This is a genomic window from Microbacterium limosum (assembly GCF_036324365.1).
In the GTDB taxonomy this organism is placed as follows: domain Bacteria; phylum Actinomycetota; class Actinomycetes; order Actinomycetales; family Microbacteriaceae; genus Microbacterium; species Microbacterium limosum.
Map to the genome: position 1 here is coordinate 1,804,354 of NZ_CP137080.1, position 18,143 is coordinate 1,822,496.

Annotated in this window: 15 protein-coding genes; 6 read left to right on the top strand and 9 right to left on the bottom strand. The window is 70.5% G+C overall.

The features are described from left to right. Positions 1–32: 32 nt before the first annotated feature. The 4 genes from RYJ27_RS08730 to manA all read right to left on the bottom strand — a co-directional run bounded on the left by RYJ27_RS08730 (position 33) and on the right by manA (position 6,452). Positions 33–1,442, bottom strand: coding sequence for a DUF5719 family protein (locus RYJ27_RS08730; RefSeq protein ID WP_330169934.1), 1,410 nt, complete (start codon positions 1,440–1,442; stop codon positions 33–35). Next, positions 1,439–4,753, bottom strand: coding sequence for a glycosyltransferase (locus RYJ27_RS08735; RefSeq protein ID WP_330169935.1), 3,315 nt, complete (start codon positions 4,751–4,753; stop codon positions 1,439–1,441). The genes RYJ27_RS08730 and RYJ27_RS08735 overlap by 4 nt, the downstream gene beginning before the upstream one ends. Positions 4,754–4,810: 57 nt before the next feature. After that, positions 4,811–5,131, bottom strand: coding sequence for a WhiB family transcriptional regulator (locus RYJ27_RS08740; RefSeq protein ID WP_330169936.1), 321 nt, complete (start codon positions 5,129–5,131; stop codon positions 4,811–4,813). 133 nt (positions 5,132–5,264) lie between these two features. Next, the gene (gene manA, locus RYJ27_RS08745) at positions 5,265–6,452 is read right to left on the bottom strand and encodes a mannose-6-phosphate isomerase, class I (RefSeq protein WP_330169937.1); all 1,188 of its coding nucleotides are present in this window, start codon (positions 6,450–6,452) and stop codon (positions 5,265–5,267) included. A gap of 72 nt (positions 6,453–6,524) precedes the next feature. On the opposite strand from manA, the gene RYJ27_RS08750 reads away from it, so the two are divergent. From RYJ27_RS08750 to RYJ27_RS08765, 4 genes are all read left to right on the top strand, one after another. After that, positions 6,525–7,928, top strand: coding sequence for an O-antigen ligase family protein (locus RYJ27_RS08750; protein WP_330169938.1), 1,404 nt, complete (start codon positions 6,525–6,527; stop codon positions 7,926–7,928). Further along, complete coding sequence (locus RYJ27_RS08755) at positions 7,925–9,259, top strand: O-antigen ligase family protein (RefSeq protein WP_330169939.1); 1,335 nt, start codon at positions 7,925–7,927, stop codon at positions 9,257–9,259. Before RYJ27_RS08750 ends, RYJ27_RS08755 begins: the two co-directional genes overlap by 4 nt. Positions 9,260–9,376: 117 nt before the next feature. Beyond that, positions 9,377–11,287, top strand: a complete 1,911-nt coding sequence (locus tag RYJ27_RS08760) for a glycosyltransferase (RefSeq protein WP_330169940.1) — start codon at positions 9,377–9,379, stop codon at positions 11,285–11,287. Next, on the top strand, positions 11,284–12,276 hold the full coding sequence (locus tag RYJ27_RS08765; RefSeq protein WP_330169941.1) for a glycosyltransferase family 2 protein: 993 nt from the start codon (positions 11,284–11,286) through the stop codon (positions 12,274–12,276). Before RYJ27_RS08760 ends, RYJ27_RS08765 begins: the two co-directional genes overlap by 4 nt. Positions 12,277–12,345: 69 nt before the next feature. Here the strand turns inward: RYJ27_RS08765 and RYJ27_RS08770 are convergent, their stop codons facing one another. The 4 genes from RYJ27_RS08770 to RYJ27_RS08785 form a co-directional block, all read right to left on the bottom strand. Then, on the bottom strand, positions 12,346–13,305 hold the full coding sequence (locus tag RYJ27_RS08770) for a CAP domain-containing protein (RefSeq protein ID WP_330172034.1): 960 nt from the start codon (positions 13,303–13,305) through the stop codon (positions 12,346–12,348). 208 nt (positions 13,306–13,513) lie between these two features. Next, entirely contained in the window at positions 13,514–14,254 is a 741-nt protein-coding gene (locus RYJ27_RS08775) for an ABC transporter ATP-binding protein (protein ID WP_330169942.1), read from the bottom strand. Then, complete coding sequence (locus RYJ27_RS08780; RefSeq protein WP_330169943.1) at positions 14,254–15,042, bottom strand: ABC transporter permease; 789 nt, start codon at positions 15,040–15,042, stop codon at positions 14,254–14,256. Before RYJ27_RS08780 ends, RYJ27_RS08775 begins: the two co-directional genes overlap by 1 nt. Positions 15,043–15,079: 37 nt before the next feature. Then, positions 15,080–15,541 (bottom strand): hypothetical protein, encoded by a 462-nt coding sequence (locus RYJ27_RS08785; protein WP_330169944.1) that lies wholly within the window; start codon positions 15,539–15,541, stop codon positions 15,080–15,082. A gap of 117 nt (positions 15,542–15,658) precedes the next feature. On the opposite strand from RYJ27_RS08785, the gene RYJ27_RS08790 reads away from it, so the two are divergent. Then, positions 15,659–16,147, top strand: coding sequence for a nucleoside deaminase (locus tag RYJ27_RS08790; protein ID WP_330169945.1), 489 nt, complete (start codon positions 15,659–15,661; stop codon positions 16,145–16,147). Between the two features lie 30 nt (positions 16,148–16,177). Further along, entirely contained in the window at positions 16,178–17,074 is an 897-nt protein-coding gene (locus tag RYJ27_RS08795; RefSeq protein ID WP_330169946.1) for a hypothetical protein, read from the top strand. On the opposite strand, the gene RYJ27_RS08800 is transcribed toward RYJ27_RS08795, so the two are convergent. After that, positions 17,067–18,068 carry a glycosyltransferase domain-containing protein gene (locus RYJ27_RS08800; RefSeq protein ID WP_330169947.1) on the bottom strand — a complete coding sequence of 334 codons (1,002 nt, stop codon included), beginning with the start codon at positions 18,066–18,068 and terminating at the stop codon, positions 17,067–17,069. The two genes, RYJ27_RS08795 and RYJ27_RS08800, sit on opposite strands and share 8 nt — an antisense overlap. Between the last annotated feature and the right edge of the window lie 75 nt (positions 18,069–18,143).

Below are 18,143 nucleotides of genomic sequence, written 5' to 3' on the forward strand. Positions count from 1 at the left end.
CGGCGGCGCATCGGTCGTGGCGTCCCTGGAGGTCAGGGAACGACGCGAACGGCGGATGCCGCGGACGGTGCCGGCTGCACGCCGTAGCCGGCGAGCGCCGTCGTGGCGGCGTATGACACCGCCGCCACGATGGGAGCGGTCGTCTCGATCCGCCACGTGGTGCCCGCCGGCACCGACAGCGCGCCGGCGTCGCCGGGCCCCAGAGCGAGGGTCTGAGGATCGCCGCCGACGACGGGCGTGAGGGTCACATCGGCCGCCGTCTGGAGTGTCGCGATGTGAATCCGCACGGGCACTCCGTCGGGCGCTTCCGCGACGGCGACGAGCGTCGCACCGTCGATCTGCTCGGGCGCGGGCAGCCAAGAGAAGTCGCGCTGGCCACCGAGCGCGGACGTGGTCCACGCGGACGCCACCACCGGTGCCGACGCATCCACCCGCACCGTGTAGGCGCCGGCGGCGAGGCCCGGAAGCTCGAGCTCGATCGGGATCCCGGCCTGCAGCTGCGCCGGCGCCGGTGCGATCGCGGGAGTGTCGGATCCCTCGGCGAACACCGTCACCGTGGCCGTCGTCGCCTCGCTCGCCGACAGCAGGCGGACACGGGCCGTGACGGAGCCCGCGACAGCGGGGTCGGAGGCGGTCGTGGTCACGACGCCGGGTATGGTCTGGCTCGGGGCGGGCGGCGCGGCGGGGCCGGACACGTCGAGCCCCACCGGCTCGAGCGTGACCGTGCGGCTGGACTGCAGCGAGACCACGACGGGTGCGCCGATCGCCTGGATCCGCAGCACGGGGGCGAGCTCGCCGAGCGCGAGACCCGCGAGGGGCACGGTCACCTGCGTTCGCGCGGCGACGACGACGCCCTCGCCGCCCGGCGGGACCACCGGACCGGACTGCCCGAACACCGTGATGTCGACGGTCGCCGTGACGTCCCCCGGGTTGGCGATGCTCACGAGATCGGCGGCGCCGGTGGACGTGGCACCGGCGGCGAGCCAGCTGTCGAAGCGCGGGGAGGTGCAGGCGGATGCCGCGAAGCCCGACAGGTCGTCCGCCGCGGTGGCTGTCGACTGCGCCGCGGCGAACTCGGCCGCCCGCCCTTCGACGGGGGCTGCGCGCAGGAGCGTGTCCGCGACATCCTCGCCTGTCGCCGACGACCGCAGGCTCTCGGACCGGGGCTCGACGCCGCCACGCGTGACCTGCGCACCCCCCGCGACGGAGAGCTGCCCCGCCTGACCGATCACCCGCCCCGCCGCCAGGAGCGGGCCGGGGCAGACCGCGACGGTGTCGGAGGGGGTCGGGGTCTGCACGAGCGCGACGGCATCGCGCTGCATCGTCGGGATGGGCGCGGGGATCGCCAGGACGACGGCCACCACGAGGGCTACGGCGACGGCGGCGCCCACGATGAGGCGCGTGCCGGTACCGAGGGCCCGAAGGGCGCGTGCGGGGTTCATCGTGCCTCCTCGTCGCGGTCGCGTTCGGGCTCGTCGCGGTCGCGTTCCCCGGCCGACCCGACCGCCTGGTGCGCCCCAGGGCCCGGAGCGGCCTCGGGATTTGGATCGGCGATGAGATCCTCATCGGCCTCGAGATCCTGACCGGCCTCGAGATCCTGATCCGCGACCGTCTCGGATCCGCTTTCGGCTTCCGGGTTCGCCTCAGGCTCGGATCCGGTTTCGGCTTCCGGGTTCGCCTCGGCCTCCGATCCGGTTTCGGCTCCCGGGGTCGTGTCGGCCTCGGATCCGGTTTCGGCTTCCGGGTTCCCCTCGATTTCCGGGCTCGTCTCGGCCTCGGCCTCGGCCTCCGCGGGGGCGTCCCCGGGGGGCGGGATCTCCTCCGAGGTGGACGCCGCTCCCCCGGCGGCGGGCGCGACCGCACGCCGGCGCGGCTCGCCCCGGCGCCGACGCGAACGCTCCGCGCGACGGCGGCTCTCCCCCGGCACCCCCACGAGGCGCGACCTGCTGCGCGCCGCGCGCCGGGACGCCACGGTGGGGAAGGCCAACAGCACGGCGATCGCGACGATTCCGAGCTGGGCGAGAATGATGCCGCGCTGCAGCGCGAGCTCACCGGCCGCGAGGCCTGCCCTGGGTTCGGGATCCCCCGTCACCCGCCACAGCTGGCCGCGGGTGGTGTCGCCGACGGACTCGAGCCCGGCGCGCGCGTCGAGCGATGCCACGGCCTGCAGTCGCAGCGCCGTCGCCGCCTCCGACTGCTCGCCGGGCGTCAGCACCACGAAGCCGATGGCCCGCTCTCGGAGCGACGCTCCCAGATCCGCCGAGCTCGGCGACACCAGGTCGGCCACGAGGGCGGCGGTGTCGCGATCGGAGGCCGTCGGCTGCGTGCGCACCCCCAGCGCGGTGGTCTGCGCCGTGAGCGTCTCGCCCGCGCCCCAGACCACGCGCGAGGCGACCGAGCCGTCGTCGAGGGGCCTCAGCACGATGGTCGCGATGTCCGGGTCGTCACGGCCGACGGCGGCGACGTAGGCGGGGAGCGTGCTCGCGGGACCGTTGGTCAGCGCGGTCTCACCCCGGATCGGCGCCGTCACCTGGGGAACCGCGAAGGCGATGATGCCGAGCAGCACGGCCGCGGCCGCCCAGGGCCGCAGGGCCCGCATGCGCACGGGAAGCGGGGTGTCCAGGGTCAGCAGCGCGGCCCCGCCCACCCCGAGCCACAGCAGGCTGAGCGCCGGCCCGGGCCACAGGGCGATCGGCTCGCCCGCGGAGGTCTGCACCGCGATGCCGACGACGGCGAACGCGGTCGCGAGCCCCAGCACTGCCGTCCCCAGCAGGGCCAGGGCGGCCGCCCATCTCGGCGTGAGCAGCGCGGCGAGCGCGACCACGGCGAGGGGCGCAAGCAGCAGGGCGATCCACGGGGTGGAGCCGGGTGCCAGGCTCGCCCAGCCCGCCAGATCGGGCGCGGGAACGCCGAGCGCGAGCAGGGCACGGGATGCCGCATCCGCGCCCATCGACGAGGAGGTGACCAGGCCGGGGTCGGCGAGCAGACCCCACCAGTCGCCGCCGCGGATGCCGCGCTCCCAGATCAGGGGCCCGAAAAGCGCGATCGCCGGCAGGGGCGTCCAGACGACCCGCAGCGCCCCGCGCCCGCCGGTCGCGATCGCCGCGAGCCACAGCACCGCGAGCGCGGGGGCGAGCGACGGCGCGCACGCGAGCACCGCGGCGAGCAGGAGCGAAGCCGCACCCGTGGATCCCCACGAGCGCTTGGCGACCGAGCCGGCGTAGAACAGCCAGGGCAGGAGCAGGTGCGCCAGCACGGGCGCCGGGCGGCCGTCGGTGAGCGCGACGAGGAACGGCGGCGCGAGCGCCCACAGGCTCGCGCCGACGATGCGCACACCGGCGCGCGGCGAGAGGCGGGTCGCGGCGAACCACCCGCCGAGTGCCGCCGCCGGAATCGCGAGCACCCACAGGATGACGAGCGCCTGCGAGGGGCGCCACGGGGTGAGCGATCCCAGCAGCGCGAGGACGGCGGAGAAGGGGTCGGCGGCCCCCGTCGTGTCGAGGCCGAGACCGCGGCGGCCGTACGCGGCATCCATCCACAGATCGTCGAGGCGGTCGTGCAGCGGAAGCAGTCCGCCGCCGCCGAGGGTCGACCACGCAAGGAGCGAGAAGAACGCGCCGATGCCGACGGCGAAGGCGGCCAGCACGACCCAGGCGCCCCCGCCGGTGAAGAAGTGCAGCTCGCCCCGTCGGTCGACGTCATCGCCCTGCTCGTCGCTGTCGTCGAATCGCCGGACCAGCTCGGCGCGCCGCACCCGCAGGGGCGCGAGCTGGCTCCACGGCACCCGGATGCCGCTGGCACGGCCGGCATCCGTGATCCGGCGCCGCGATCGGGCGATCGCGCCGAGACGCACGAGCACGACCATCGTCGCGCGCCATTCGGCACCCACGAGGCCCGGCTGCTTGCGCAGCAGATGCATGACCGTGCGTCCGAGCGCGAGGGGCAGCAGGGAGAGCCAGATCAGGGGAACCAGGAAGGAGCGCGCGTACGCCAGCCGGCGGTGCAGCTGCGCGACACGGAGGGGCGCCGCGCGTCGACCGCGGCGACGGACGTCGCGCGGGTCGGGAAGCGCGGCTACGCCGTCGCCCGCGACCGCGATCCGCGCGCCCGGGACGAGACCGACACGACCGCCCACGAGCCGGGAGCGCACACCGAGATCGAGTCCCTCGTCGGCGCCCCACAGGGCGGGGTCGAGCCCCCGCAGCAGATCCCACGCCTCCCGGCGCACGAGGAGGCCCCGCACGTCGGCCCCGAGCGCATCCTCGCGGATGTCGTGCTGGCCCTGGTCGAGCTGGCCGTCGACGAGCCCCACCGATCGGCCGAGCCGCGTCATCGACACGCCGAGCGAGACGATGCGGTCGCTCTCATCCCATGCGACGAGCTTCGGGGCGACCATCGACACCGACGGGGCGAGCTCGAGCGCACCCGCCAGGCGGCGAAGCGCCGCGGGGTCGGGCGCGGTGTCCTGCGCGAGGAGCCAGACGGCGTCGGCGCGTCCCAGCCGCACGCTGCCCATGCGCAGCGCCGCGGCGTAGCCGGTGCTGCGGGGCGCCTCGATGACCGCCTCGGCTCCGGCGCGCGCGACGAGCTCGTGCAGGCGCGGGCGCGCTTGACCTATGACGACGACCGTCAGGGCGTCGACGCGCCGCGATTGGGCGGCGAGCGCCTCGATCGTCCGTTCGAGGTGGGCCATCGCCCGATCACCGGCTCCGTCGGAACGCGCGACGAGAAGAGCATGAACACGGGCTGGCATGACGTCGTCAGCCTAGGCGCGTCGCGCCCGCGCCGCGGGCGCACGCGCCGAGCAACCTCAGACCGCGCGTCGCTTCAGCTTGCGACGTTCGCGCTCCGACAGTCCCCCCCAGATACCGAATCGCTCGTCGTTCTGCAGGGCGTAGTCGAGGCACTTCCCCCGTACCTCGCACGACGTGCAGATGCGCTTGGCGTCGCGCGTCGAGCCGCCCTTCTCCGGAAAGAATGCTTCCGGATCCGTCTGCGCACACAGCGCATCCGTCTGCCATGACAAAGGATCTTCGCCGTCAACCGGTCGTCGAACCCCCGGGACCCCCAGCTTCACCGGGTCGACGAACCAATTGTCGGGTACACCGGAACGGAATTCCGAGCCCGCCATATCGTCTCCCACCTATAGCCCCCCGCGCGCTCGCGCAGTGCACCAATTACACCCGTGTAATTCCCCTCAGGTCAAGCGCGGAATCGTAAACCCTCAATCGAGGGATGAACCTTCGCGACGCGCCGGGCGAAGATCACGATCCGATGAGGGCTCCCGGCTGCGCCAGGAAGACCTCTCCCGCCCCACCCACGAGCACGCTCCCCTCGTCGGGTGTGACGAAGAGCGCCCTCCCGGGCGCGAGGGTGCGCGCGTGCTCCGTCCCGGTGGCGGCGCCGCCGACCCGCGGCGCTCCCGCGGTCGCGAGGGCGATGGCGGGGCCCGCGAGCGCGATGCGCGCATCCGCCCCGGCCGTCGCCCGCACCCTGGTGAGGGAGAAGTCGGACACCGGCGCCTCGAACACGTCGACCCCCGCGGCACGAGCCTGCGCAACGAGCAGCGGTGCGGGCGCCGGGGAGGCGTCGAGGATCTCCACGAGCTCCGGCACGTCGATGTGCTTGGGCGTCAGCCCGCCGCGCAGGACGTTGTCGCTCGCGGCCATCAGCTCGACGCCGAGGCCCGAGAGATACGCGTGGGGCACCCCGGCGGGGACGAAGATCGCCTCGCCGCGGGAGAGCACGACGCGGTTGAGCAGCAAGGCGACGCCGACCCCCGGATCGCCCGGGTAGGCCTGCTCGAGGCGCGCCAGCGCGGCGACGTCGTCGGCGAAGGGCCCCCCGTCGGTCTCCGCGACGGCGCGCGAGACCTCGGCGGCGAGCTCGGAGGCATCGCCCGACAGGAGGTCGCGCACGGCCTCGCGGAGCGTCGAGGCGGGGTCCCCCGTGAGGAGGCGGGAGCGCAGGCTCGCGATCTCCGGAGCGGCCCCGGCCAGCGACGACAGGAGCGAGTCCAGATCGGCGACGGAACGGAAGCCCGCGAGCGCCTCGAAGGTGTCGCTGAGCGCGACGATGACCTCCGGCTTGTGGTTGGCGTCGCGGTAGTTGCGGTGCGCGGCATCCCGCGGGATGCCCGTCGCCTCCTCCCGCGCGAAGCCCCTCCGCGCCTGCTCGAGCGACGGGTGCGCCTGGATCGACAGCGGCGAGCCGGCCGCCAGGAGCTTCAGCAGGTAGGGCAGCGGCCCGTCCACGCCGTGCTCCGCGCCGTGCGCGGCGATCCACGCATCGAGCGTCGACCCGTCCTCGAGCTCCGCGGGATCGCCCGCGTGGTCGCCGAACCACACCTCGGCCTCGGGAGCGCCGGAGGGCTCCCGCCCCTCGAGTGCGGCGATCGCATCGGTGGAGCCCCAGGCGTAGGCGCGGGGCGTGTTCGACAGCGGCACCAGCATGCCTCCAGCCTACGGGGCGGCGTGTCCGGCATCCCGGTCCTCGCGCCCCGGCACGGGTACCCTGAAGTCACCATGGCCGTGCACACGCGACACCCCGCCGGGGCTCCTCCCTCGGCGCCGTCGCGCGAGTCGACCGGGCACCTCCTGCTGCGGGGCTACGCCGTGCTGCTGCTGTTCATCGCTCTCGCGACGAGCTTCTGGTTCAACCTCCTGGGCGCCGCGGGGCTCGGCGTGCTCGTCGGCGTCACGACGATCGTCAGCATCGTGCTCTGGGCCGTGCTGCGTCCGCCCATCGTGTGGCGCCTGCTCCCCTGGCTGCCGCTCACGTACGTCGTGTGGGCCGCGGCATCCGTGCTGTGGTCGGCGTGGCCCGACGCGACCGCCCTCACATGGGCGCTCCTCGCCGCGACGACCGTGCAGGCGCTGTTCCTCGCCAGCGTGCTGACGTGGCGGGAGCTGGTCGCCGCGATCTCCTCCGCGCTGACGTGGATCGTGGGGCTCTCCCTGGCGTTCGAGCTCTGGGTGTCCCTCGTCGTGCACGGGCCCGTGCTTCCGAACTTCCTCCTCTGGGACGGCGAGCTGGTCACCGAGCTGTACTGGTCGCGCGACAACCTCTTCGACGGGGGCCGGATCCAGGGCATCGTGGGCAACGCGCATCTGCTTGCGGTCGCCTGCCTGCTGGCTCTCATCGTGTACGCCATCCGCATCGCGAGCAGCCCCCAGCGCCGAGCCTGGTTCATCGGGTGGAGCGTGGTATCGGCGTTCCTGCTCTGGCGCTCGAGCTCGGGCACCGTATGGCTCGCGCTGGCGGCCGTGGCGCTCGTGCTGGCGACGATGCTGCTCATGCGCACGACACGGGCGCCCGGCGAGCGCACGAAGTACTACGTCGCCTACGCCGGCCTCGGCATCCTCGGGGGGATCGTCCTGTGGCTCTGGCGCGACGATCTGCTGGAGTTCCTGGGCAAGTCGAGCGACCTCACCGGCCGAGGGGGCATCTGGCAGGCGGTGGCGGAGCGCGCCGCGGAGCACCCGTGGCTCGGCTGGGGGTTCTCGACGCCGTGGCTTCCGTGGGTGCCCGAGTTCGACGGGTGGATCATCGTCAACGACCTCACGGTCTTCCACGCGCACAACGTGTGGCTGGATGCCTGGATGCAGCTGGGCATCGTCGGCGTCGCCCTCCTCGGCCTGTCGTACCTGGCCGTCATCTGGCGCGCCTGGTTCTTCGCGATCGACCGGCCGCGCTGGGATCTCCGCGCCGATCGCCCGTACCAGGCCCTCACCCTGCTGCCGACCCTCGTCATGACGGTGCTGCTCGTCCAGGGGCTCGCCGAGTCCCGCCCGCTGGGCGAATGGGGGTGGCTGTTCCTCGTGCTCTTCGCGCACAAGCTCGCGCAGTCCCCGCACGTCGGCGAGGGGCCCGCCGAGCAGAGCCTCGCGATCGAGCGCGGCGAGGCCCTGCGGCGGATGCCGCGATGACGGATGCCGCGGGCTACGGCTCGCACCCGCTGCGGACCTGGGTGAGCGAGACGCTCGACTCCGCGGTGTTCGCCCGCGCGTTCACGCTCGCCGCCTTCGGCGCGGTGCTCTCCTCCTTCGCGATCCAGCGCCTGTCGGGCGGCGTCGTCTACGCCACGATCGTCGCGGGGCTGTGCCTGGTCGGCGCCGCGATCCTCGTGCGTCGCCGCCGCGAGGTGAACCTCGTCCGGCTCCTTCCGTCGACGCTCGTGCTCTTCGTCGCGTGGCTGCTCGTCACGACCGTGTGGAGCTCCGACCGCGGGGAGACGCTCTCGGGATGGGGGCACACCGCGGCGCTCGCGTTCCTCGGGATCGTCGTCGGTCACGTCCGGGACACTCTGCAGACCGCACGCGCGCTCGGCGACGTGCTGCGGGTGCTGCTGGCGACCTCGCTCGGGGTGGAGGTGCTCTCCGGCATCCTGCTCGACATGCCGTTCCGGTTCCTCGGGGTCGCGGGCAACATCGCACTCGGCGGACCCGTGCAGGGAGTCTTCGGCACGCGCAACATGCTCGGCTTCATCGCCGTGATAGCCCTCATCACCTTCGTCGTCGAGTGGCGCACGACGTCCGTACGGCGCGGCGTGGCGATCTTCTCCATCTCCCTCGCGGCGCTCATGGCACTTCTCTCGGCCTCCCCCACGGTGTTCGTGCTCGCGCTCGCGGTTGCGGCCGCGACCGGTGCGCTCGACCTCATCCGCCGCACCCCGGAGCCCCGTCGTCGTCCCCTCCAGGCCACCCTCGCGGGAGTCGTGGTGGTCGGTCTCACGATCGCCTACGCGTTCCGGCACCTGATCATCGGCCTGCTCAACGCGGGTTCCGACTTCGCGACCCGCGCCGAGCTGTGGGACACGATCCTCGTCTACGTGCGCGTGCGCCCGGTCCAGGGCTGGGGCTGGTTCGGCCCCTGGCCGGTGCAGGAGTTCCCCTTCGTCTCGATCAACATCATCACGACCGATCGCCACGCGTCGGCCCTCAACGCCTACTTCGACGTCCTCCTGCAGGCCGGCTGGGTGGGGCTTCTGCTGTTCCTCGTGATGTGCGGGATCGCGCTCGTGCGTTCGTGGCTCGTCGCGAGCGCCCGCCGCTCCGTCGTGTACGCCTGGACCCCGCTCGTGCTGGTCACGCTGCTGGTCGACTCCGCCTTCGAGAGCTTCACGCTCTCCGGGTTCGGGTGGATGCTGCTGACCGTGTGCCTCGTGCGCGCGGGGCTCTCGCGCTCGTGGCGCGAGCGCATGCGCAGCGCCGAAGAGGCGGAGGGCTCGGGAGAGCTTCCGCACGACGCGCGTGGGTGATCCGCGCGGCGGATCCGGCGGGCCCGGCGCTTCCCCAGGAGTCGCCACGGTCTCCGGGGTAGGCTTCCTTCTCGGCTCGACGCCTCGCGCCCGCCGACCCCCTTCGGAGATGCCCCTGTGACACACGTCCTCCAGAACGTCGTCTTCCCCCTCGAACGCGACCCCGATCTGCTCCCCCTCTACGCCGACCCCGAGACCTGGTCGGTCATCGACGAGGAGCCCGTCCGCGTGTCCAGCGTCGCTCACCTCGGCAACGTGCTGGGGCGATCGAGCGCCCGCATCGTCGCCGGCCGCCGCGTGTCGTTCGGCACGTACTTCAACGCCTTCCCGGCGTCGTACTGGCAGCACTGGACGGGTGTGCGCGAGGTGCGGCTCACGGTGCGCACCGACGGGCCCGCGACGATCCTCGTCTACCGCTCGAACGGCGGCGGCACCAAGCAGCGGCTCGAGACGCGTGAGGTCACCGGCAGCGCCGAGACCTCGGTCGACGTCGCTCTGACGCAGTACAGCGACGGCGGCTGGATCTGGTTCGACATCGTCGCCGACGAGGCGGCGGTGACCTTCCAGGGCGCGGAGTGGACCACCGAGCAGGAGCCCGTGCGCTCGGGGCGCGCCTCCCTCGGCATCACGACCTTCAACAAGCCCGATTACTGCGTGTCCACTCTCACGGATCTGGCCGACGCGCCCGGGGCCCTCGAGGTGATCGACCGCATCTACCTCATCGACCAGGGCACGCAGCTCGTCGCCGACGAGCCGGGCTTCACGGAGGTCGCCGAACGCCTGGGCGAACGGCTCCGGGTCATCCGCCAGCCGAACCTCGGCGGATCGGGCGGGTTCGCGCGCGCGATGCTCGAGACCCTCGACGCCGGAGAGAGCGACTTCGTGCAGCTGCTCGACGACGACGTGCGCATCGAGCCGGAGTCGATCCGGCGGTCGGTGACCTTCGGTCGCTACACGAGCATCCCGACGATCGTCGGCGCGCACATGTTCGATCTGCTCGACCGGCCGCGCCTCCACGCGTGGGCGGAGGTCGTCGACGAGACGCCCTTCATGTGGCGCAACCTCTTCCAGGAGAAGATGCCGCACGACTTCTCCGTCGCGAACCTGCGCCAGTCGCCTCTCCTGCACATGCGCCTCGACGCCGACTACAACGGCTGGTGGATGTGCCTCATCCCCACGCAGATCCTGCGCGAGGTGGGGCTGTCGCTTCCCGCCTTCATCAAGTGGGACGACGCGGAGTACTGCCTGCGCGCGCGAGAGGCGGGCTACCCGACGGTGTCGCTGCCCGGCGTCGCGCTGTGGCACGTGTCGTGGGTCGGCAAGGACGACTCGATCGACTGGCAGGCCTACTTCCACGCCCGCAACCGCATCGTCGCGGCGCTCCTGCACTCGAACGCACCCGCGGGCGGCACGCTCCCCCGCCACAGCCGCAGGGTCGACCTCAAGCACCTCATGATGATGCAGTACTACCCGGTCGCGCTGCGGCACCGTGCCCTGCGAGACCTGATGCAGGGCCCCGCGCACATGTGGCGCACGCTGGCGACCGCGATGCCCGCGGCACGGGAGCTCGCGGCCGACTTCCCGGAGACGGTCGTGCACCGCGACACGGGTGTGCCGATGCGTTCGCGGCGCGGGCGGCAGGTGTTCAAGAAGCTCCGGTTCAACGTCTACGACAACCCGACCGGCATCCGGCTCCGCTTGTTCACCGCCCGGACCCTCGTCGCGCACTGGTTCCACGGCCCCCAAGCCGAGAACCTCGCGCAGCCGGAGGCCGAGTTCGGAAAGCTCGATGCGCACTGGTGGCGCATTCCGCGTTACGACAGCGCGATCGTGAGCGCCGCCGACGGGTCCGGGAAGAACATCTACACGCGCGACCGCGCGAAGTATCGCCGGATGCTGACGGATTCGGTCCGACTTCACCGCTCGCTCGTGCGACGCTGGCCGCAGCTTCAGCGCGAGTACCGCGCCGCCCTGCCCGACCTCGTCTCGACCGAGGCGTGGCGCCGCCGTTTCGAGGAGGCCGCGTGACATCGCCGGAGACCACACCCCAGAGCCGCACCGGCTCCGCGTTCGATCCGGCCTCGGCGACCATCGCGATCGTGACGTACAACCGCTCGGGCCTGCTCTCCCGGCTCCTCGAGTCGATCGCCTCGATGGACCCGCAGCCCGGCCACGTCGTCGTGATCGACAACGCATCGGTGGATGACACGACGGACGTCGTCGAGTCCTTCCGCGACCGGCTCGGAACGGAGCTCGTCTACCGCCGCCTCGACACCAACACCGGCGGATCGGGCGGGTTCAGCGAGGGCATGCGCACGGCGTACGACCTGGGGTCGACGTGGATCTGGCTCATGGACGACGACGTCGAGGTCATCCCCGATGGTCTCGCGCGGATGGGAGCCTGGGCCCCGCGCTTCAAGAGCGTCCAGGGGCGCCGTTACGACTACGACGGCAGCGAGTTCTACTGGCAGTACCGCCTGTCGATCCCCCTCGGCATCCCGATCCCCTTCGCCCCCGCGGATTTCGACGAACGGGGCTACCGCGAGATGAACTCGGGATGCTTCGAGGGCATGTTCATCCACCGCGACATCGTCGAGAAGATCGGCCTCCCGGACCCTCGCTTCTTCATCTACTGGGACGACTCGGTGTACGGCTGGCTCGCCTCGCAGCACACCACCTCGGTGATCGTGAACGAGTTCGTCCTCAAGCGCACGCGCGAGATCAAGCAGTGGGACATGGGCATCCGTCATCTCAACGCCTCGAGCAACGCGTACCGGTACTACATCATGCGCAACCGCGGGCACATGAAGCACTACTTCCAGACCCACGGCGCGTACCGGCCGGTGAGGTTCGCGGCAGGTACGGCTCTGACCTTCGCGAAGGAGCTCATCCGGCTGTTCTTCGTCGAGCGCACGGTGCGCGGCACGAGCAACCTCTTCCGAGGGATGCGCGACGGGCTCCGCCTCGCGCGTGACCGCTCGTGGTCGCCGATGCCGCCGCTCACGCCTCGAGGCTGAGCGCCAGCGCCGCGCCCTCTTCCTGCCCGCGAGACGGACGGAGTCCCCCGCGGCGAGTGACCGTGGGGTTCAGCGCGGCGGGGCGCCGGCAGCAGGAACCCGAAAAGCGGTCGATTCGTAGACCCAGGTCGACGACCAGTTCTGGCGAACGTAGTCGCTTTCGCCGGGGCTCGCGGTGTAGAAGTGATGCCGAACGGTCGGGCCCCAGAAGCGTGCGACGGGCACGGTCTGCGGCACAGTCGATTCGGACGGATAGACGTAATAGGCCACACCCTCGTACGACCAGACGTCCGGCCACCTCCGGATCACTTCGTCTCGCTCGCCCGCATGAGCCGTGTAGAAATGGCCGGCGTACTCCGCGCTCCAGAACCGGAAGAGAGGAACGGTCCCGGGCACCTGAGTCGTGAACGCTGTATAGGCAGAACCCTCGTAGTTCCAGACATCGGCCCACCGCTCCCGGATCATGTCGCGCTCGGCTGCGCTGGCTGTGTAGAAGTGGCCGCGATACGCGGGGCTGTAGAAGCGGAAGATCGGCACCTCGGCGGCCACACCGACCGCTCGCGGGTAGCTGGCGAAGTTCTGCGTGTAGTACGGGCGTCCGCTCGAAGAGACCGCATAGCCGATGCCGAGATGCGTCGCATCTGCACGCAGGATGTTCGCCCGATGTCCCTCGGAATTCATCCATCCATCGACGACAGACTCGACCGAATATCCCATCGCGACATTCTCGGAGGCTGCAGTCCATCCGACCGGGTACCGCGACTGATAGCCCGTGCAGTGAGCCATGGCGTCGTTCGCAGCCTGCGTCTGCGAACACGACTGCGCCACCTCGTTCAGCACCTCATGAGCCGACACCGGAGCCAACCCCGCCGCGGATCGCGCTTCGTTGGTCTCCGCGAGAATGTACCGGCGCGCCGCTTCCTCGCCTAAGACGACTTGCGCCCGCGCGACCGCCGGGCCCGCGGTGGAGACGGAGGGGGAAGCGTGGGCCTGGTGCGGAAGACTGATCGCACAGATCAAGAAGACCATCACGCCGAGAGTGGAGTGCCTGCCACGGAGCACGAGAACCTCACTTGAATACCCCGCCGCTCCCCAGCGCAACGGATATTACGGCAACGCCTCTCGAGCACCGAATCGGATCTCTGCGTGCCCTGCATCGCCGGAGCGAATCCCGCAAGAGGCCCCACCCCGTCGCGCCCAGACACCGCTGCCGACCTCGTCGGCGGGCCGATCGCAGCTAGGGACTGCTGTGGTCGGAGTTGTACCGCGCCAGCACCTCGTCGATCGGCGCGTCCATCGCGAGGTGATGCTTGCTGAGGTACAGACCACGGGTGCAGAAGCGCCGCAGGTCGCGCTCGTTGTGAGAGACGAAGAAGAGCGTGCGCCCGTCGGCCAGCAGCTCGTCGATGCGCGTGTAGCACTTCTCGCGGAAGGCCTTGTCCCCCACGGCGAGCACCTCATCGACGAGGAGGATCGGCTCCTCGAGCTGTGAGACGACGCTGAATGCGAGCCGCACCTTCATCCCGTTGGACAGGTGCTTGTACGGAGTGTCGACGAAGTCCTCGAGCTCCGCGAAGTCGATCATCCCGTCGAAGCGGCGATCCACCTCGGCGCGATTCATCCCGTGGAGTCCCGCCGTGAGCTTCACGTTCTCCCGTACCGTCAGGTCGCCGACGAACCCACCGGTGATCTCGATGAGCGGGGCCACTCCCCCATTGACCCGCACATGGCCCTCGTCGGGGAGCATCACCCCCGCGACGAGTTTGAGAAGAGTGGACTTGCCCTGGCCGTTGCGCCCCACGACGCCGATCGATTCCCCGGGTTGCACGTCGAAGGAGACGTCGCGGAGTGCCCAGAACTCTCCCGGGCGCGCTCGCCTCGACGAGTCGGAAAAGAGGTCCTTGAAGCTGCGCCGCCCGCGCCTGTTCCGTCGGAAGCGGACGCCGAGGTCGCGGACCTCGATCGCGGGGGGTGCCATCACAGCTCCTTCAGCACGGGTCGCTCGAGCGCCCGGAAGACCACGAGCCCGAGGAGGAGGAACAAGATGCTCATCGCCGCGCCGACCGCGACGGCGAACGTGTCCCACTGGTCGGGGAAGAACGCGGCGCGGTAGAGGATGAAGATCCCGGAGAGCGGATTGAAGGCTGCCAGCTGGGGGAAGATGCCCGGCAGGTCCCCGACGCTGTAGATGATGGGTGACGCGTAGAAGAGCGCGCGGAGGATCAGCTTCGTCGTGCGCTCCAGGTCGGAATAGAGCACGCAGAGCGGCGCCACGATCAGCCCGAGCCCGACGAGCAGCGAGACCTGCAGGGCGACCGCGAGGGGGAAGAGCAGGATGCCCCACCCGACCGCAGCGCCGGACACGATCGCGAAGATCGCGAGCACCGGCAGCGAGAACAGGAACTCGATGCCCTTGCTCAACACGATGCGGCCGACCCAGATCGATCGCGGGATCGCTGTCGAGCGCACGAGCTTGGCATCCTTGTTGAACGCCCGAGTGAAGTCGCCGACGGCGGTGTTGAACCATACCCAGGGCAGCAGCGCGGTGATGAGGAAGACGATGTACGGGTCCTCGCCGACGGAGCGCTGGAACACCTGGGTGAAGACGAACCAGTAGATCGCGCTCATGACGAGCGGGTCGAGGATCGACCAGAGATACCCCAGCGCACTCGTGGCGTATCGCACCTTCAGATCGCGCGCGGAGAGCAGCCACAGCGCGTGGAGGTAGCGCCGCGGCGATCCCGGGGCTCCGACGGCGGTGGTCACCGGATGAGTCTATGGCCGCCCGCGATCCCTATGAGCCTCACGCCAGTGCGGCTCGGATCCGATCGATCTGCCCGCGATCGGTGGGCGCAACGGCGTAGAGACCCACACGGACGAAGTCATCGATCGTGATCCCGTAGGGCGCCACCGAGTCCAGATAGGTGAGGAAGTCGTCCTCAGAGGCGAACTCGTACACGCGGACTTCGCTGCCCTCGAGAAGTCCCACACCCCACTGGGCGATGTATTCGGCGTCGCCCTCGAAGCGGAAGTCCGTCAGTCCGAGCGTGGCGACGATCCGTTCGATCTCGCTGTCGGGGGTGGGAGAAGCCGTCGGCGTCGGCGAAGCGGACCCCGACGGGGTGGCCGGTGCACCCGGCTGAGACGGCGCCGCCGAGTCCGACGGAGACCCCGTCACGCCCGGCGAGGCGGCCGGATCGGGTGTGCACGACGCGAGGACGACGACGAGCACCACGGCGGCGAAGGGAAAGATACGTCGGGACACAGCGACACCCTACGCGGGGAGGGCGCCTGTGCTCGCTCACCACGCCTGCAAGGCGACACCCCGATGGCCCCGCTCGTACGATGTGATCCAGACCGCTTTCGAGGAAGGTGTCACAGGATGACAGATGAACTCACCGACACTGATCGAGAGCACCTGCGCACTGCGATCCGCGTCGCCGACCAGTCGCGGAAAGACGGAGCGCACCCTTTCGGGGCGATCGTCGTCGACGCGGTCGGCCGAACCGTCGCGTCCTTCGGTAACAACTCCTTATCGCCACATGGTGACCCCACTCAGCACGCCGAGATGCGGGCGGTCGCCGCGGCGTCGCGGTCACTCGGCGCCGCGGGTATGGCGGGCTCGACGCTCTTCACCAGCGCGGAGCCGTGCGTCATGTGCGCCGGCGCCGCGTACTGGAGCGGCATCGACCGCGTCGTCTACGCCCTCTCGGAACGGCGACTGCTCGAGCTGACCGGCGCGCATCCCGAGAACCCCACGTTCTCGCTCCCCTGCCGCGAGGTGTTCGCCCGGGGACAGCGCGAGATCGCCGTGGTCGGTCCGGTCCTCGAAGACGAGGCCGCGGCCGCTCATCGCGGCTTCTGGCGGTAACCGTACGCCTGCGTGGGGTTGAATCGTTCCGTGCTCCTGTTCCGACGGCCATCGCGCCGCTCCCTCGTCTTCGTCGTCGAACCGCGCTTCGCGGAATCGGGGACATCCGTCATGCGCGGGCAGCAACTTTCCGAGATCGCACAGTCGTCGGGTCTGTCGTCCCGGACGATCTCCTGTGCGCCGGTCGACCCGAGCATCAGGCGCAGTGACATCTTCCTCACGAAGGGTGTGATGAAGACGGGTGACCTCGACCTTTGGAAGCGCTGGCGACGACAAGGCAACAGGCTCTTCCTCGACCCGGTCGACGAGGGGATCAATGACGCGCTCATAGACGCAGTCGACGTCGTCGTGGCCGCGTCGATGAGCGCCTACGACGCCTATCGCACCGAGTTTCCCCGAGCAGACATCCGGCTGCTGAATCACCATGTAGATCCGCGCGTCGCGGAGGCGCTTCAGCGCCACAGCGACAAGCCACTGCAGACGGGCATCGGCTACTTCGGGGAACCCGTCAACACCGTCCGCACAGATCGAATCGCGGATCACGTGACCTTCGTTCCCGTGAGCACCGCTCGGCAGGACACCGGGTGGTTGGAATCGATCGCGGCCTTCGACATGCACTACGCGATACGCAGGCCTCGCGCGCTCGACCACCACAAGCCCTTCCTGAAGGGATTCACCGCTGCGGCCTGCGGCGCCAACATCCTCATCCAGCGCGGCCAACCCGAGGCGGCCCGATGGCTCCCACCCGAATATCCGTTCTGGGTCGAGACCGATCCGGACGAGGCGGCGATCCTGCGAGCCATCGAGCAGGCCGAGGCGTCGCGTGGGGGTCCCGAATGGCGCGCCGGCCTCGACGCGATGCGGTCGATCGCCTCCCGCACCTCCCCCGCGGCCATCGGGTCGGAACTCGAAGCGCTCTTCAGCTAGGTCGTTGCCGGGTACCCCGCTGCAGGCGCATCCCGACCGCCCGGACAAGCGCTCGCGCGGAGGAGGAGATGCCCGTCGAACGCGCCAGCTCGACCTCCCTCTCCCAGACCTGACGCCGCAGCGCGTCAATCTGAGCTTCGAGTCTCGAGCGCTCCGCGACTCCCTCAGAGATCTCGTTGGTGAGCTGCTCGACCCGGTGACGAAGGGTGTTCACCGTGTCGGCATCGAGCTCCTCCAGCGCGAGCTCGAGCTCCTCGATCCGCGCGCGCGCTCTTCTGAGGTCGGCGATGAGCGGACCACTCGGCAGCGCGGGTGCTTTACCCCGCTCGACCTTTCTCCCCGCGATGACCGGCCATTCGTGATACACGGAGTCGAAGTTGTCGACCTCGAGCGTGCGAAGCGCGACGTCCTCCTCCAGGAGGCCGACGAGCAGCGACAGCTGGTCGCGTCGGGAGTATCGAAGAACGTGGTCGAACCACGTACGCATGGCTCTGTCCACGGACTCCGACCGACGGCGGACGATCATCCCTCCCCAGCGGGGCCTCATCGCCAGGACATCGGGGTATGAGACGGCGTAGTCGTTGAGCTGTTCGTAGACCCGGAAGCGGTCGTCGTAGTTGAGCCGGATGACCTCGTCGAACTCCGCCAGCACCGATTCGCGGAAGCTGTGAGCCGCCATCGCCACGTCGACGCCGTCCTCGAGCCAGTCCTCGATGATCTTCTCGGGCGTTGCCCGGAGCTTCACGGAGGCGTCTATGCAGAGGGTCGCATCGTATTCGCGCAAGAGCTCGTGCCCCAGGATCTTGTAGACCCGGGAACTGCGGTGGATATCCTGCGGGTACCGCGGAGAGACGAGGTGGGTGCGCCACGTCTCCGACCGAACGTCCGCGTCGTCGGTGAAGCAGATGAAATCCGCCTCGCTACCGGCGGCGACGTCCTGCTCGAGCAGGTCATCGTACCCCCCGAGGAGTGTTGTGTAGACGCACACCTTCATGACGTTCGCGTTCCCGTCCCTCTCCGAGGTCGGGCGCCACGGAGTCGTCCTCCACACTATCCGCGGACCCTTGCC